Genomic DNA, 13,728 nt, shown 5'->3' on the forward strand with positions numbered 1-13,728 from the left:
CGCGTTGACAGACCTCCACGATTTCCCTATGTTCCGGCCAATTCTTCGGGCGCTCAGGCGCCCCTTTTGTTTAATCGAGGATATACGATGAAAGTCCGCAACTCGCTGAAGGCGCTGATGACTCGCCACCGCGCGAACAAGCTCGTCCGCCGTCGCGGTCGCGTTTACATCATCAACAAGGTCGACAAGCGCTACAAGGCCCGCCAGGGCTAAGCTTGGTTCGTACCGTACGAATTTGAAAGCCCGCGCAAGCGGGCTTTTGGTACGAATTTGAAAGCCCGCGCAAGCGGGCTTTTGTTTGTCGCGAACTGTGCGATGCTGGTGCAGTTGCGGAACCCAAGATGCGCCGATCCCACACCATCACGCTGCAAATCGAACGCCCCTATGCGGTGGTGTACCGCTTCCTGGCCGATCCGCGCAATTTTTCGCAATGGGCCGCGGTGGACGAGGCGACGTTCGTGCCGCTCGAGAGCGGCGATTGGTCTGCCATGACGCCGGGCGGCCTGCGGCACTATCGGTTCACCCCGCCCAATGAATTCGGCGTGCTCGACCACGCCCAGTTCGTGCCGGGCGAGACGCCCCTGTTCACGCCAATGCGCGTCGTCGCCAATGAAGGGGGAACCGACCTGATGTTCACCTTTTTTCGGCGCGCCGGTATGAGCGACGCGGAATTCGATTCCACGATCGAGTGGATCACCACCGATTTCCTGACGCTCAAGAGCGTGCTGGAGGCCTAGGCGGCAAAACCCGCAGGACTTGAACCCGGGCGAATTCGTCCCATCTTCGAGCAAACGGAGAAAACGCCATGACTATGGATCGGACCTCGGCCCAATACGATATCGAAAAGAAGTCTCTGCTCGTCGCCTATTTGCTCTGGTTTTTCCTCGGCTATGTGGGCGCGCACCGGTTCTATTTGGGCCGGACTATCAGTGGCTTTGTGATGCTGGCGCTATCGGCGGTGACGCTGGTGCTCACGCTGGTGTCGTTCGGGTTCCTCAGCTTCCTGTGGTTCGTCGTCGGCCTGTGGTGGCTTATCGACGCGCTGCTGATCCCCGGAATTGTGGCGGGTCGCAATAGCCGTATTGCCGATCGCGTTTTCTCGTCGCGGCGCTAAAGCAGGTTACCTCTAAAAAGAAAAGGCCCGCTTGCGCGGGCCTTTTTGCTGTCTGATGCGAAGCGTGTCAGCTTGAGCCGGCGCCGTCCTGGCGCACGAAGGCGATACGCAGCATGTTGGTCGCGCCTGGGGTGCCCAGGGGAACGCCTGCGGTGATGGCGATGCGGTCGCCGGGGCGGGCAAAGCCCTCTTGATAGGCGATGACACAGGCGCGATCGACCATGTCTTCGAGGCTGATCGCATCTTCCGTCTGCACGCAATGAATGCCCCAGACAACCGACAGGCGGCGGATGGTGCGATGATTGGGCGAGAGCGCGATGATCGGCTTGGAGGGGCGCTCGCGGGCGGCGCGGATGCCGGTGGAGCCCGAGGCGGTGTAGGTGACGATGGCGGCCAGATCGAGTGTTTCGGCAACCTGGCGGGTCGCTGCCGAGATGGCGTCGGCCGCGGTGGCTTCCGGCTCGGTCTGAGCCGCGCGGATAATGCCGCGGTAGTTGGCATCGCCTTCGACGGCGATGGCCACCTTGTTCATGGTATTCACCGCTTCGACCGGATAGGCGCCCGAGGCGGATTCGGCCGACAGCATGATGGCGTCGGCGCCTTCGAACACCGCAATCGACACGTCCGAGACTTCGGCTCGGGTTGGCACCGGCGAGGTGATCATCGATTCCAGCATCTGCGTGGCCACAACCACCGGCTTGCCATAGCGACGGCACATGCGGATCATACGCTTCTGCAGGCCCGGTACGGTTTCGAGCGGCAGCTCGACGCCGAGATCGCCGCGCGCCACCATGATGGCGTCGCACAGCTTGACGATCTCTTCGAGGCGATCGATGGCCTGGGGCTTTTCGATCTTGGCCATGACGCCAGCGCGGCCCTGGACGATCTTGCGCACGTCGATGATGTCTTCGGGACGCTGCACGAAGGAAAGCGCGATCCAGTCGGCTTCGGCCTTGAGGCCTTCGAGCAGATCGGCATGGTCCTTTTCGGTCAGCGCGCCGGTGGGCAGCAGCGTATCGGGCAGGGAGACGCCCTTCTTGTCGCTGAGCTTGCCGCCATAGATAACCTCGGTCTCGATGGCGCCATTGCCCACCTTGGTGGCCTTGAGCGCCAGCTTGCCATCGTCGAGCAGCAGGCGGTCACCCACAGAAACGCTCTCGATGATTTCGGGATGCGGCAGGTAGACGCGATCGACATTGCCCTGATCGTCATTGTGGCTATCGAGGGTGAATTTTTGGCCAGCGACCAGCTGGACGGAGCCGCCGGCAAATTTCCACACGCGCAGCTTGGGGCCTTGCAGGTCGACCAAGATGCCGAGCGGGTGGTTCAGCGTCTTTTCGACATTGCGGATGCGTGCCACCGTCTGGTGCAGCACTTCGTGGCTGGCGTGGCTCATATTGATGCGGAACACGTCGGCGCCGGCGCGGGCGAGCTCCTCGATCATCCGCTCGTCCTGGCTGGCAGGCCCGAGGGTGGCGACGATCTTTACGCGTCTCATGCGTCTCATTGCGGTTCCGTCCGGTTGGTCGTCGTTAATCGGCACCGTCCATCGGTGCGTCATTGGCTGGCACGTCGGGCGCGCCGTCCATCGGCGCTTCGTCAGGCGGCAGAGGCGGTGCGCCAGGAACATTCGGATCGACCAGGAAGGTCGGATCGTCGCCTTCCGGGCTATCAGTCCCTTGCGAACCAGGGCCGTCGCCGTCGTTGGTTAGTTGTAGAGTCCAGTCACTACGGTTTTGTGTATCGATTTCAAAGAACCCGGTGCGCTCATAACCGCGCGCGAGACAATCCTCAACCCCGAATATCGTGAAGGTTTCGTCACGTGTGCACATGAACACCGAGCCGTCCCACGCGCCACCACCAATGTCGTCGGCTGCGAAGACATAATAGAAGCGCCGCTCCAGGTTGCCCTGGTACAAAACCCGGCAATCGCCGGGCGGGGTTTGCCACCAGCCTTCGCTCATCCAGCCGCGCTCGGCGCGGTAGCCAAGCGCCACGGTCAGCGGATTGGCGGTCTCGTTGCAGACGCGCAAATCGGCCCGTGCCGGGAGCGAAAAGAACATAAGGCTGGCGATCAGCGCGCCGACAAGGGTCAGGCCGAGACGGAGTTTGTGCAAGAGCGTGCCGGAAATCATGGGGATCGAAGCCACTTTTTGGGCGCAAGGGCGCGTTGCGTCAATGGCTATCGGCTCGATTTGGCCGAATTGGGTTCAGGTGTGACAGCGGGCATGTGGATTGGACACAAAAGCGCTTGAACCGAAGGCCGCACTAGGGTTGAACCCAGGCTTGAACCGAAAAGGACTTTGTCGATGGCCGAAGAGAGTGTTGCCCAGGACCAGTTGCGTGCGTTCATCGAACGGATCGAGCGCATGGAAGAAGAAAAGGCCGCCATCGCCGCCGACATCAAGGAAATCTACGCCGAGGCCAAGGGCAATGGCTTCGACACCAAGGTGATCCGCGAAATCGTGCGCATCCGCAAGCAGGATGCCAGCGAGCGCCAGGAGCATGAGGCGATTTTGGAGTTGTACATGTCGGCCCTCGGCATGGTGGCGGCGCCGAGCGAGGACTGATCCGATGGTTCCGCATCGGCTGGAGATGGCGGCGTGAGCCGGTATTTTGTGGTGATGCGGGGCCTCGCGGCAGCGGCAGCGATGGCGCTGCTGTTGGGGCTGGCACCGGCCCAGGCGGGGCAAGAGGATCTGGTCGAGAATGCCTTGCGGGCGGCGGCGCGGACTTTTGAACGCGCGCTGCCGCAATTGGACGCCGTAACCATGGGCGTGCCGACGCAAGAATATCATGACGCCCTGGTGCAGCGGCGGTTTGCCTCCTCGCTCTGGGCCACGGCCCTCGACGTGCAACTGGTGACCAACGAGAGCGAGCAGGGCTTGTGCGCCGGCTTTGCGGCGTATGTGACACCGGCGATCCAGCAAGGCGCGGTGTCGCTGGTGATGTGTCCGCGCTTCTTTTTGCCAGGAGCGGATGCGCTGCGCGAAACCACCATCCTGCATGAGATTGTGCATGTGGTTGCCGGGACCGATGAGTGCCAGGCCATGGCATTTACGGCCCGCATTCAAAAGCTCGCGACCGGCTCGTTCCAGCCGGTCAGCGAGTATTGGACCCGCAACAAGTGCAATGCGTCGCGCTATCGGCTGCCGAATTAGTTCGGCGTCAGCGTCGCTTCGGTCAGCTTGATCGAGCGCTTGCGGGTGTTGGAGTCGCCCGGGCGGCTGCGCACCGCGTCAGGGACGTCCAGTACGATATCGAGCAGGCCCGTATCGGCCGTAACGCCGGCCGGAATGGCAAACGGTACAGTAACGGTCTGGCCGCGCGGAATGGTGGTGGTGCCAACCGGGGTGCCATTGGCCGACACGACCACGCGCTGGTCGCTCATGCCCTCAATATCGTCTGCGGTCATTTCCAGCGTGAGCGTCATCGCTTCCGTTGTCGTACCAGTGGCGAAGCGCAGGCGGGCGGTTTCCCCGAGCAGGTGCATGCCGTTGCCCACGGGGCCTTCCCAGCCGCAGGGGCGCAATTCGGTGGTGTCGCTGCCGCCGGAGCGGAAATCGATGGTGGTGCCCATTGTGTAGGCGCCGGTCACCGGCTGGCGCATGCACGTTGTCGTGTGGTCGATGTAATAGGCGCGGTAGGCCTCGGGCACGTTGGGGTGGATGGCCTGCCAAAGGATAACAAGTTCGATCAGCGCGAGCAGCGCGACGGCGCCGTAGGTGGCGACGAAGCGGGGCGATCCCGGTTTGGGATCAGACAAGAGCGACATTATTGCCCAACCAGGCCAGAGGGATGACGTAGCCGAGCACGATAATACCCAGCAGGCTCAAGGCGAAGAGCCAGCGGCGTGAGGCCAACAATTGCATGGCCAGGACTGTGATCGGCACCATTGCGGCGGTAAAGCGGATGACCGAAGCTAACCCGGCGAACAGCGGCAGAGTCAGCGAGACGAAAGCGAACAGGGCTTGGGCCCATTGGCGGCGCCACGCGAGTACGAGCGTCAGCACAAAACCCAGCACCGCCGCGCCAGCCAGCCATTGTGAGGAGGTCGGCCAAAAGCCCGTATTGGGCCAAGCGGTCAGGCCCTGCCAAACGAAGAAGATTGGATTGCCGTAAGGCCGGCCCCAGGCGCGCTGGGTATGCTGGAATGCCAGACCATCGCCGATATAGAAATTGAGGAAGGCCATATAGGCGAACAGGCCGAGCGGCGCGATGAAAATGGCGAGCAGCAGGTTGGGCCGCTTGAGAAAGGCGCCGATGAGGCCGCGCCAGGAGCCGGTGGCGGCGCGGTGGTCGAGCGCAGCCTGGACGATGAGTGACAATGTGGCGAAGACGCCGACGATCCGGGTGGCCGAGAGCAGCACGGTCGCGAGGCCCGCACCCATATAGTTGGAGCGCTTCAGCATGACAAAGACCACGGTCATGGTCAGCACGAACATCGGCTCGGTGAAGAAGCTGGTGAAGTAGAACGCGAAGGGGCCGCTGAGCAGGTAGGCGGCGTAAAGCGTAAAGGCGCGCAGGTTCCTTTCGAAGAGTGGCCAGGCAATGACAGCGGCGGCGTAAGTCGTGAGCAGTGACACGATGCTGGCGGTGACGATGGTGGGAAACGGCAGGACGAGGCGAATGGCGCCGACGAGCAGTGGGTAGAACGGGAAAAACGCCCAGTTGCCGGCGTTGATGCGGCTGGGGATCGGGAATGGATCATAGCCGGTCTGGGCCATCTTAACGTACCAGCCGCAATCCCAGCGGCACATTGCGGTGATGAATGCGGATGGACCTGCCTCGGGCTGGGCCACGCGGAAGGCCAGGAACCGCAGTGCCAAACCGATCACGAGGAACAGCAGGGGGAGGACGAAGATGAGTGCAGTGCGGGATCGGCTGGTGGTTGAGGCCGGCTGGAGCATGTGCTGCACGTGTGTTCCTCGATACGCGCGAACTTGGCGCAGCTGAACTGGCCGCGCCGGGCATCGCTTGTCAACTGATGCAACGGCAATGGTTGCAAATAGACGTCTGCATTTTACGCAGGGCAGCCATCACAGACTTGCATGCAACCGATCCTTATTTCCGTGCTTTTTGCCAGCTAGATCAAAACATCGCGACCTGCATCGGATATTTCATGACGGAAATCGGTAGCCAGACCAAAGTTGACGACGTCCGCAACCCCGTTGCCACTGGCCATCCGCCACAGCTCGCGGTGATTGTTCCAAGCTTCAATGAGCGGGGCAATATCGAGTTATTGTACGAAAAGCTGGCGATTGCGCTCAACGAGACGGCCTGGGAAATGATCGTCGTCGACGACAATAGTCCCGATGGCACCGCCACCGTCGTCAATGAAATGTCGCGCGTTTACGCCAATGTTCGCTGCATTCGTCGGTTCGGGCGGCGCGGATTGTCCTCGGCCTGTGTCGAGGGCATGGCGTCGACGTCGGCCCCCTATGTGGCGGTGATTGACGCCGATTTGCAGCACGACGAGGCCATCCTGCCGCAAATGCTAGAAAAGACATTGGCGGGGGCCGATCTCGTGGTTGGAACGCGCTTTGCGGGCGAAGGCTCGGCAGCGACCGGCCTGAGCGCCACGCGCCTGTCCGGCAGCCGGCTCGCCACCAAGATGGCGGCGATGATCGCCGGTCAGCCGATCAGCGATCCGATGAGCGGATTTTTCCTTGTTCGTCGCGACATCTTCGAGAATGTTGCGCCCAAGCTGGCCAATGACGGCTTCAAGATTTTGATTGACCTGATCGTGACCTCGGCGCGTAACGGCAAGCCGCTGCAGATTGCCGAAGTCCCCTATACGTTCCGCCCGCGTCATGCCGGCGAGAGCAAGATGAACCCGCTGATCGTGATCCAGTATCTGGGTCTGTGGGCATCCAAGCTCAGCGGTGGCATCCTGCCGCCGAGCTTCCTGCTGTTTGGCCTCGTGGGCGTGACCGGTGTGGTGGTGCATATGGCCACGCTTGGCGCCGTAACGGCAGGGCTAGGCGGCAATGGCGCCCTGTCGTCGGAAACGATTTTCGTCGTGGCTCAAATCGCCGCCACGATGGTGGCGATGACCTGGAACTTCTTCCTCAACAACAACCTGACCTATTCGGATCGCAAGCTGCGCGGCCGCAAACTCGTCGTCGGGCTGCTGGGTTTCTATGCGATCTGCGCTTTGGGTGGCATTGCCAATATTTCCGTGGCCAGCGGCATCTATGAGTTGCGGCACCAGACCTTCATCGCCGGCCTCGCCGGCGCGGTGATGAGCTCGGTGTTCAACTATGCGGTGACGCGGGCCTTTACCTGGAAATAGGCGATCAGGCCAGGATATCGATTGCCGACTTCTGCATGTCGCTGGCGACCTTGATGATCTGGGTCGAGGCTTCGAAATCGAGCTTGGCGGTGAGGACGTTGATCAACTCCTCCGCCAAGTCGGCGCCTGAATTTGGGCTGGCGACGCGGGCCGCGCTGGTCTCGAACTTTTGCGTTGCGCGCTGCAAGCCGGACAGGCCGCTGGACATGGCAGAAATGGTCATGGCTTCACCTCTGCTGCGGTGATAGCGGCCCAGCGTCTCAATCCCGTTAATTCCGGCGCTAAAACTAGCTGATCTTGCCGAGCGCTGCTTCAAGAGCGGCGCTGTCGTAGCCGAGCGTGGTCAGCGCGGTTGCCACGATGCCGGCGCGGTCGAGGCCCGCGGCGGCATACATATCGGCTTGGCTGGCGTGCTCAACGAAATGATCGGGGATCATCAGCGGGCGGAAGCGCAGCTTGCCGTCTAGCATTCCGTTGCTGGCGAGGAAGGTGGCAACATGGCTGCCGAAGCCGCCGATGGAGCCTTCCTCGACGGTTAGCAGTACATCATGATTTTGCGCCAGTTGGGCGATCAATTCCTCGTCGAGCGGCTTCATGAAGCGCGCATCGGCCACGGTGGGATTAAGGCCCAGGGCTGCCAGCTTGTCGGCGGCGGCCAGCACTTCGCCCAGCCGCGTGCCATAACTGAGGATTGCAATGGTGCCGCCCTGTCGCATGATGCGGCCCTTGCCGATGGGCAGCGCAATGCCGCGGGCGGGCATGTCGACACCCACGCCGTCGCCACGTGGATAGCGGAAGGCGATGGGGCCATTGTCATAGGCGGTGGCGGTCGCGACCATGTGCTTGAGGTCGGCCTCGTCGGCGGCGGCCATCTGCACGATACCCGGAATGGCACCGAGATAAGCGGCGTCATAATTGCCCGCATGGGTGGGGCCGTCGGCGCCCACATAGCCGGCGCGATCGATAGCGAAGCGCACCGGCAGATGCTGGATCGCCACGTCATGCACCACCTGGTCATAGGCGCGCTGCAGGAAGGTGGAGTAAATGGCAACAAATGGCTTCATGCCTTCGGTCGCAAGGCCGGCCGCGAAGGTCACCGCATGCTGTTCGGCAATGCCGACGTCGAAGATGCGGTCCGGGAAGATCTCGGCGAATTTGTCCAACCCCGTGCCAGAGGGCATGGCGGCGGTGATCGCCACGATGCGCGGATCGTCGGTGGCTTCCTGGATCAGACTCTCGGCAAACACCGCGGTATAGGATGGTGCGTTTGACGGGGCCTTGGCCTGGGCGCCGGTGATGACGTTGAACTTGGAGACACCGTGATATTTGTCGTCGGAGTCTTCGGCCGGGCCATAGCCCTTGCCCTTCTTGGTGACGACATGAACCAGGATTGGGCCGTCGCCGGCATCGCGCACATTGTCGAGCACCGGTAGCAGGTGGTCGAGATTGTGGCCGTCGATGGGGCCGACATAATAGAAGCCCAGTTCCTCGAACAGCGTGCCGCCGGTGAAGAAGGAGCGGGCGAATTCCTCGGTGCGGCGGGCCGGCTCATGAAAGAACTGCGGCAGTTTCTTGGTGATCGACTTGGCGGTTTCACGCATGCCCAAATAGGCTGGGCTTGAAACCAGCCGCGCCAGATAGGCGCTCATTGCCCCGGTCGGTGGCGCGATCGACATGTCGTTGTCGTTGAGAATGACGATCAGCCGTGCATCCATGGCGCCGGCATTGTTCATCGCCTCGTAGGCCATGCCGGCCGACATGGCGCCATCGCCGATGACCGCGACGACGTTGCGCGGTTTGCCTTGCAAGTCGCTGGCGACCGCCATGCCGAGGCCGGCGGAAATCGAGGTGGAGGAGTGGCCGGCGCCGAACGGATCGTATTGGCTCTCGGCGCGACGTGTGAAGCCGGAAAGGCCATCCTTCTGGCGCAGCGTGCGGATGCGGTCGCGCCGGCCGGTGAGTATTTTGTGCGGATAGGCCTGATGGCCGACGTCCCAGATGATGCGGTCATGCGGGGTATCGAAGACCGCATGCAAGGCCACGGTCAGCTCGATAACTCCAAGGCCAGCGCCCAAATGGCCGCCGGTGACCGAAACGGCGTCGATCACTTCGGCGCGCAGCTCATCGGCCAGAGCGCGCAGATTTTCGCGCGGCATGGCGCGCAGATCGGCGGGCGTCGAAACGGTATCGAGCAGAGGGGTAAGCGGCTTGTCGGGCAAGCGGGCGATCCTTTACCAAGGATTGTGACAATCGAGGTTTAGGCCCGGGCCCCTGGCTTTGCAACCGGAACAGACCTGCCGCGCCAAACGCCGCAGGCTAGCGCTAAGTTGCGATCATGCTGGAATTGGGGCGGCTACCGCTTGGCTCTAGTTGAACGCGACGATCGGCGGGTGGCTGGTCTGGAAGCGGGTGGCGCTCAATTCGGCCGGAACGGCGCCGGCGCCCATGACGGTGACGTAACGGCCCATTTCGGTGGTGGGATCGAAATCGGCCTCGTCATGGTCGTAGATGACCGCGAAATGGTCGGACGTCATGACGACCGGGGTGAGGAAGACCTCGGCGACGTGTTCAAGGTCGGGGGCGATCAGGTCGACATTGCGCATTGCATTGGCATCGGCACGCACAGTTGCCGGCGAGGCTGCCGCCAGGGGCGCAACGCGCTGCTTGCTCGTATCCTGGGGATTGCCGAACAGGCTTCTCAGCGCGTTGACGGCAGGCTGGCCGCCCAGCGATGCGGTATGCAGGCCATTGGCGGTACCGGGCAGTGGCGGTAGCACGGCAATGGGCGCCTTGGGCTGAGCGCTGGCGGTGGTGCTGCGCTCGATGATCATCTGCAGGGCGCGCTGCGCCTCGGGGTCCTGCGTCAGGATGGGCGCATAGGCGGTGAGCATGGCATCGGCCGGATTGCTCATCTGCAGGCGCGGCTGCGGGATGGGAGCCGTCAGGGCCGCAATCGCGGTCACGGCGGTTTCGCCATTGCCGGCGGGCAGGGCCGCCGACGTGGCCATCAGCAAGGCCTGCGATTTGATCGCGGGGATCGGCGCGGCACTCGCAGTCATCAGTTCGGCATCGTCCAGCGGCGCACTGCCGGTGGTCGAAAATGGCAGTGGCGGCGCTTTGACAGCGGCCATTCGGGCCACAGCGCCAAGCGCCGCGGGGCGCATGGCTGGGATGGGGGCGTCGACCTCGACAGGGGCGACGGACGCGGTTTGCATGGGCGCCTGGGCGCTTGGCGCGGGCTGTTCGCCCTTGCCGAAGAACATGTCGGTTAGCGAACGGCCCGAGCCGCCGCCGCCATTGCTGGCGACCTGGGTGTCATTGTAGCGCGCGTTGCCGTTGCACGGCACGGTATGGCACTGCTGCCACTGCGCCATGGCGTATTGGCGGCCGGCCTCCGACAGCGGCTTGCCGTCGGTGGGCACATGCAGCGTCTTGCCGTCCGGGAAAATCTGCTGCAACTGCGCCTTGGTCATGCGGGGCCAGGCACGCACATTGCCGGTATCCAGATGCACGAAGGGGCTGCCCGAGGTCGGATAGAAGCCGACGCCGCCAACCTGTTTGTGCATGCCGGCGGCACGCAGCCTGGTCAGCGAAATGCCGGGAATGAAGAAATCCATGGCCTTGCCGCGCATGTGCTGCGAATTTTCGGCGACGCCCGAGCCCTTGACGGCGCGCAGCGAGGCATTGGTCGCGGGGTTGCGATAGGCCGAAACCACGTTGATCGGCTGGGTGGCGCCCACTTCTTGATAAACTTCCCAGACCAGGTCGAACAAAGCCGGGTCCATCTTGGCAGGCTCGTTATGGCGCCAGTCGCGCAACATCTGGTTGAGCTGGTTGAGCCCGGCCTGGACATATTGCCCATTGCGCTTGAACACGATGCGGGCGGTTTCGCCGGTATGCGTATAATAGAGATAAAGGCTGCGCTCGTTGGCCGCACTGGCTGGAACCGTCAGGGACGGCAACAGCATAGTCATGCTCAGAAGCGCGCTCAAGATGAGCCGCAGGAGATGGTTGCGTATCAAGAAGCTGTCCCCGTCACGCTGAACTCTGCCCGGTTACTACAGTGTGGTCCGATTTTAGCGCAAAGTCGCGTAGAACTTATTAACGCTAACGAGACCTCAAGCCTGGGTACCTCGACCCCTCATAGTTGCATTTTTACTGACAAAAGCTGGCTGAACCAAGGCGAAAGTGTGAAGCGGGAGTTAACGGGACGGAGGGGCGCTGCCGAGCGCCAGCATTGCCAGCGCCAAGCCCTGCCTCAAACGCGATCTTCCCGCGGGCTTGACCCGCGGGCCACTCTCAACACGGCACATGCGGGGAGTGGCCCGCGGATCAAGTCCGCCGGAAGGCCGGTGGGTGTGGGGTTATAGTGGCTGCAGTCGCCAGATCTGAGAAATTGCGGCTGCGATAATCACCAGATCAGGGGGACAGCGCGCCGTCTTCAACCGAGACGGGCGCTGCCGCAGGGGCGGCGCCGGGCGTGTTCAGGCCCATGGCTTCGATCAGCTTGGCATTGTGGCCATAGACGTCGCCGAACGAGCGGATGGTGCCATCGGGCTGCACGCGGAGGGTGAAATAGGCCAGGTGCACCGGAATCTGATGTTCGGGGTTCACCCACCGCTCACTGGTGCCGAACATGGCTTCAAGCGAGGCGCGGCTGATGGTGGTTTCGTTGGCCAGCAGCGCATCGGCGAATTCCATCGGGTTCTGCACACGCACGCAGCCATGGCTATAGGCGCGGTAGTCACGGGCGAACAGCGACTTGGACGGCGTGTCGTGCAGGTAGACGTCGTGCTTGTTGGGGAACAGGAACTTGATCTGGCCCAAAGCATTGCCGGCACCAGGGCGCTGGCGGACGCTGAACGGGAAGCTGTTGCCCACGGCCGACCAATCGATCGAGGAGGCGCTGACGACCTTGCCGCCATAGAGCAGTTCCATGTTCTGGCCGGCAATGTATCCCGGATTGGCGCGGGTCTTGGGCGCGATTTCGTTGCGCACGATCGAGGCCGGCACGTTCCAGTAGGGATTGACGACGATGTGCTGGATCGCGTTGGAGAAAATCGGCGTCTGATGCGCGGTGGCGCCGATGACGACGCGGGTGGTGTAAACCTCCTGCCCCTGGCGATAGATGGCCAGGCGGTATTCGGGCAGGTTGACGAAGACGTTGAAGGCGCCGAGATCGCGCGGCATCCAGCGCCAGCGTTCCATATTGGCCAGGATATCGTTACGGGTGATGGCGGTGCCGCCATTGAGCGCGGCGACGGTGGCCGGGCCCATAATGCCATCGGTGGTCAGGCCCAGGCTGCCCTGGAAAGCCTTGATGGCCTCGATCAGCGCGTCGTCATAGGTCGTGTCGGCCACGGCGGGCAGGGCGAGGCGTTCGCGCAGCAGCGGGACGCGCTCGTCGCTCATGCCGGGCTTGAGCGTCTTGCCATCGGCGACGTGGACGGGTTGGTCGACGCTGCCGTCGAAATTGGCCAAAGCCGCCTTGAGGGCGAGGAATTCGGGATGCGTCGGCTCTAGGGCCTGAAGGACAGCGACGGGGTCGGCGCTCGAGGCGAGCTGCATCATCAGAGCCGACTGGTCGAGCAGCTTGGGTTCGATATCGAGGTTTTCCGATAGCGACAGCGGGCGGATGCGGCCAGTATAGATATTGCTGGCATAGCGCATGGCGGCGCCCGAAAAGGCGGTTTCGAGCGCCGCCATCTTGAGCGGATCGCCCTTGGCGCCGGCAACATCGAGATCGGGCGTCAGGTAGTCGCTGGGGCGCAGCCCTTCGCTGCCGGCGGCCAGGAACAGCTTGAGGATTTTCTGGGCCGAGGCGGAAAAGGCCACGTCACCATTGGCGGCCTGCTCCAGCCAAAGCGGCTCGAAATGGCGTTCGCCGTAAAAGAAATAGAGTTTCTGGGCTTCGTTATAGGCCGTGCTGTCTTTGACAGCGCCGTAATAGGCGGCGGCGAGGCCAGTTTTGATGGTGCTGGCCAACTCGCTCTGGGGCGGCGCGATGACCACCCGCGTCGGCAGCGTCGTCGTCGCATCCTGCGCCAAGGCCGGCAGAGCAGTGCTGGCACCGGCGAGAGCGGCGAAAAGGCAGACCATAAGCTTGTTCATGCGAACTCCGGCGGCGCTGTCGCGGGCTCGGGCCAGGCCAGAATCAGAGGCTCCGGCCAGTCGTTCCGCATGAAAAAATCAATACTCCGCAAATCTTAACGGGCGCAATCGCTCGCAATGTTGTGAGCGATCTTTGTGGCGGCGCTGCAACTTTATGCGGTCCCGACTAGACCGCATCAAGTTCCCGCTAAACCGCAAACCTGTCACC

The 13,728-nt window shown here is 62.6% G+C and carries 14 protein-coding genes; 6 read left to right on the top strand and 8 right to left on the bottom strand.

Going from position 1 to position 13,728, the window contains the following annotated elements; translation table 11 throughout:
• Positions 1 to 87: 87 nt before the first annotated feature.
• From ykgO to ABIB57_RS19690, 3 genes are all read left to right on the top strand, one after another.
• The gene (ykgO, locus tag ABIB57_RS19680; RefSeq protein WP_046136523.1) at positions 88 to 213 is read left to right on the top strand and encodes a type B 50S ribosomal protein L36; all 126 of its coding nucleotides are present in this window, start codon (positions 88 to 90) and stop codon (positions 211 to 213) included.
• Positions 214 to 341: 128 nt separating this feature from the next.
• Positions 342 to 737 carry an SRPBCC family protein gene (locus tag ABIB57_RS19685; protein ID WP_354042949.1) on the top strand — a complete coding sequence of 132 codons (396 nt, stop codon included), beginning with the start codon at positions 342 to 344 and terminating at the stop codon, positions 735 to 737.
• A 68-nt stretch (positions 738 to 805) separates the two neighbouring features.
• Complete coding sequence (locus ABIB57_RS19690) at positions 806 to 1,114, top strand: TM2 domain-containing protein (protein ID WP_354042950.1); 309 nt, start codon at positions 806 to 808, stop codon at positions 1,112 to 1,114.
• Positions 1,115 to 1,181: 67 nt separating this feature from the next.
• On the opposite strand, the gene pyk is transcribed toward ABIB57_RS19690, so the two are convergent.
• The gene (gene pyk, locus ABIB57_RS19695) at positions 1,182 to 2,621 is read right to left on the bottom strand and encodes a pyruvate kinase (RefSeq protein ID WP_299722406.1); all 1,440 of its coding nucleotides are present in this window, start codon (positions 2,619 to 2,621) and stop codon (positions 1,182 to 1,184) included.
• Between the two features lie 25 nt (positions 2,622 to 2,646).
• The gene (locus tag ABIB57_RS19700) at positions 2,647 to 3,249 is read right to left on the bottom strand and encodes a DUF1036 domain-containing protein (protein ID WP_354042952.1); all 603 of its coding nucleotides are present in this window, start codon (positions 3,247 to 3,249) and stop codon (positions 2,647 to 2,649) included.
• A gap of 174 nt (positions 3,250 to 3,423) precedes the next feature.
• On the opposite strand from ABIB57_RS19700, the gene ABIB57_RS19705 reads away from it, so the two are divergent.
• Together ABIB57_RS19705 and ABIB57_RS19710 are read left to right on the top strand one after the other, a co-directional pair.
• Positions 3,424 to 3,684 carry a DUF2312 domain-containing protein gene (locus ABIB57_RS19705; protein ID WP_299722400.1) on the top strand — a complete coding sequence of 87 codons (261 nt, stop codon included), beginning with the start codon at positions 3,424 to 3,426 and terminating at the stop codon, positions 3,682 to 3,684.
• 33 nt (positions 3,685 to 3,717) lie between these two features.
• Positions 3,718 to 4,275 carry a hypothetical protein gene (locus ABIB57_RS19710; protein WP_354042953.1) on the top strand — a complete coding sequence of 186 codons (558 nt, stop codon included), beginning with the start codon at positions 3,718 to 3,720 and terminating at the stop codon, positions 4,273 to 4,275.
• Here the strand turns inward: ABIB57_RS19710 and ABIB57_RS19715 are convergent.
• Positions 4,272 to 4,889: a hypothetical protein gene (locus ABIB57_RS19715; RefSeq protein WP_354042955.1), complete on the bottom strand. Its 618-nt coding sequence runs from the start codon at positions 4,887 to 4,889 to the stop codon at positions 4,272 to 4,274. The genes ABIB57_RS19710 and ABIB57_RS19715 overlap by 4 nt on opposite strands.
• Positions 4,873 to 6,033 (bottom strand): putative hexosyltransferase, encoded by a 1,161-nt coding sequence (locus tag ABIB57_RS19720; protein WP_354042956.1) that lies wholly within the window; start codon positions 6,031 to 6,033, stop codon positions 4,873 to 4,875. Before ABIB57_RS19720 ends, ABIB57_RS19715 begins: the two co-directional genes overlap by 17 nt.
• Positions 6,034 to 6,236: 203 nt before the next feature.
• Here ABIB57_RS19720 and ABIB57_RS19725 point away from each other — a divergent pair, with 203 nt between their 5' ends.
• Positions 6,237 to 7,409, top strand: coding sequence for a glycosyltransferase (locus ABIB57_RS19725; protein WP_354042957.1), 1,173 nt, complete (start codon positions 6,237 to 6,239; stop codon positions 7,407 to 7,409).
• A gap of 4 nt (positions 7,410 to 7,413) precedes the next feature.
• On the opposite strand, the gene ABIB57_RS19730 is transcribed toward ABIB57_RS19725, so the two are convergent.
• The 4 genes from ABIB57_RS19730 to ABIB57_RS19745 form a co-directional block, all read right to left on the bottom strand.
• Entirely contained in the window at positions 7,414 to 7,632 is a 219-nt protein-coding gene (locus tag ABIB57_RS19730) for a flagellar basal body rod C-terminal domain-containing protein (RefSeq protein ID WP_354042959.1), read from the bottom strand.
• A gap of 64 nt (positions 7,633 to 7,696) precedes the next feature.
• A complete protein-coding gene (gene dxs / locus ABIB57_RS19735; RefSeq protein ID WP_354042960.1) occupies positions 7,697 to 9,628 on the bottom strand; it encodes a 1-deoxy-D-xylulose-5-phosphate synthase in 1,932 nt (643 codons plus the stop codon).
• 147 nt (positions 9,629 to 9,775) lie between these two features.
• Positions 9,776 to 11,377 (bottom strand): peptidoglycan L,D-endopeptidase MepK, encoded by a 1,602-nt coding sequence (locus ABIB57_RS19740; protein ID WP_354042961.1) that lies wholly within the window; start codon positions 11,375 to 11,377, stop codon positions 9,776 to 9,778.
• A 451-nt stretch (positions 11,378 to 11,828) separates the two neighbouring features.
• Positions 11,829 to 13,520 (bottom strand): L,D-transpeptidase family protein, encoded by a 1,692-nt coding sequence (locus ABIB57_RS19745; protein ID WP_354042962.1) that lies wholly within the window; start codon positions 13,518 to 13,520, stop codon positions 11,829 to 11,831.
• Between the last annotated feature and the right edge of the window lie 208 nt (positions 13,521 to 13,728).

This window comes from Devosia sp. UYZn731 (assembly GCF_040546795.1).
In the GTDB taxonomy this organism is placed as follows: Bacteria; Pseudomonadota; Alphaproteobacteria; order Rhizobiales; family Devosiaceae; genus Devosia.

Bases quoted from the DNA above. Each gene is read 5' to 3' on its own strand.
- ykgO (WP_046136523.1), top strand. From the start codon at position 88: ATGAAAGTCCGCAACTCGCTGAAGGCGCTGATGACTCGCCACCGCGCG.
- ABIB57_RS19685 (WP_354042949.1), top strand. From the start codon at position 342: ATGCGCCGATCCCACACCATCACGCTGCAAATCGAACGCCCCTATGCG.
- ABIB57_RS19690 (WP_354042950.1), top strand. From the start codon at position 806: ATGACTATGGATCGGACCTCGGCCCAATACGATATCGAAAAGAAGTCT.
- pyk (WP_299722406.1), bottom strand. From the start codon at position 2,621: ATGAGACGCATGAGACGCGTAAAGATCGTCGCCACCCTCGGGCCTGCC.
- ABIB57_RS19700 (WP_354042952.1), bottom strand. From the start codon at position 3,249: ATGATTTCCGGCACGCTCTTGCACAAACTCCGTCTCGGCCTGACCCTT.
- ABIB57_RS19705 (WP_299722400.1), top strand. From the start codon at position 3,424: ATGGCCGAAGAGAGTGTTGCCCAGGACCAGTTGCGTGCGTTCATCGAA.
- ABIB57_RS19715 (WP_354042955.1), bottom strand. From the start codon at position 4,889: ATGTCGCTCTTGTCTGATCCCAAACCGGGATCGCCCCGCTTCGTCGCC.
- ABIB57_RS19725 (WP_354042957.1), top strand. From the start codon at position 6,237: ATGACGGAAATCGGTAGCCAGACCAAAGTTGACGACGTCCGCAACCCC.
- ABIB57_RS19730 (WP_354042959.1), bottom strand. From the start codon at position 7,632: ATGACCATTTCTGCCATGTCCAGCGGCCTGTCCGGCTTGCAGCGCGCA.
- ABIB57_RS19740 (WP_354042961.1), bottom strand. From the start codon at position 11,377: ATGCTGTTGCCGTCCCTGACGGTTCCAGCCAGTGCGGCCAACGAGCGC.
- ABIB57_RS19745 (WP_354042962.1), bottom strand. From the start codon at position 13,520: ATGAACAAGCTTATGGTCTGCCTTTTCGCCGCTCTCGCCGGTGCCAGC.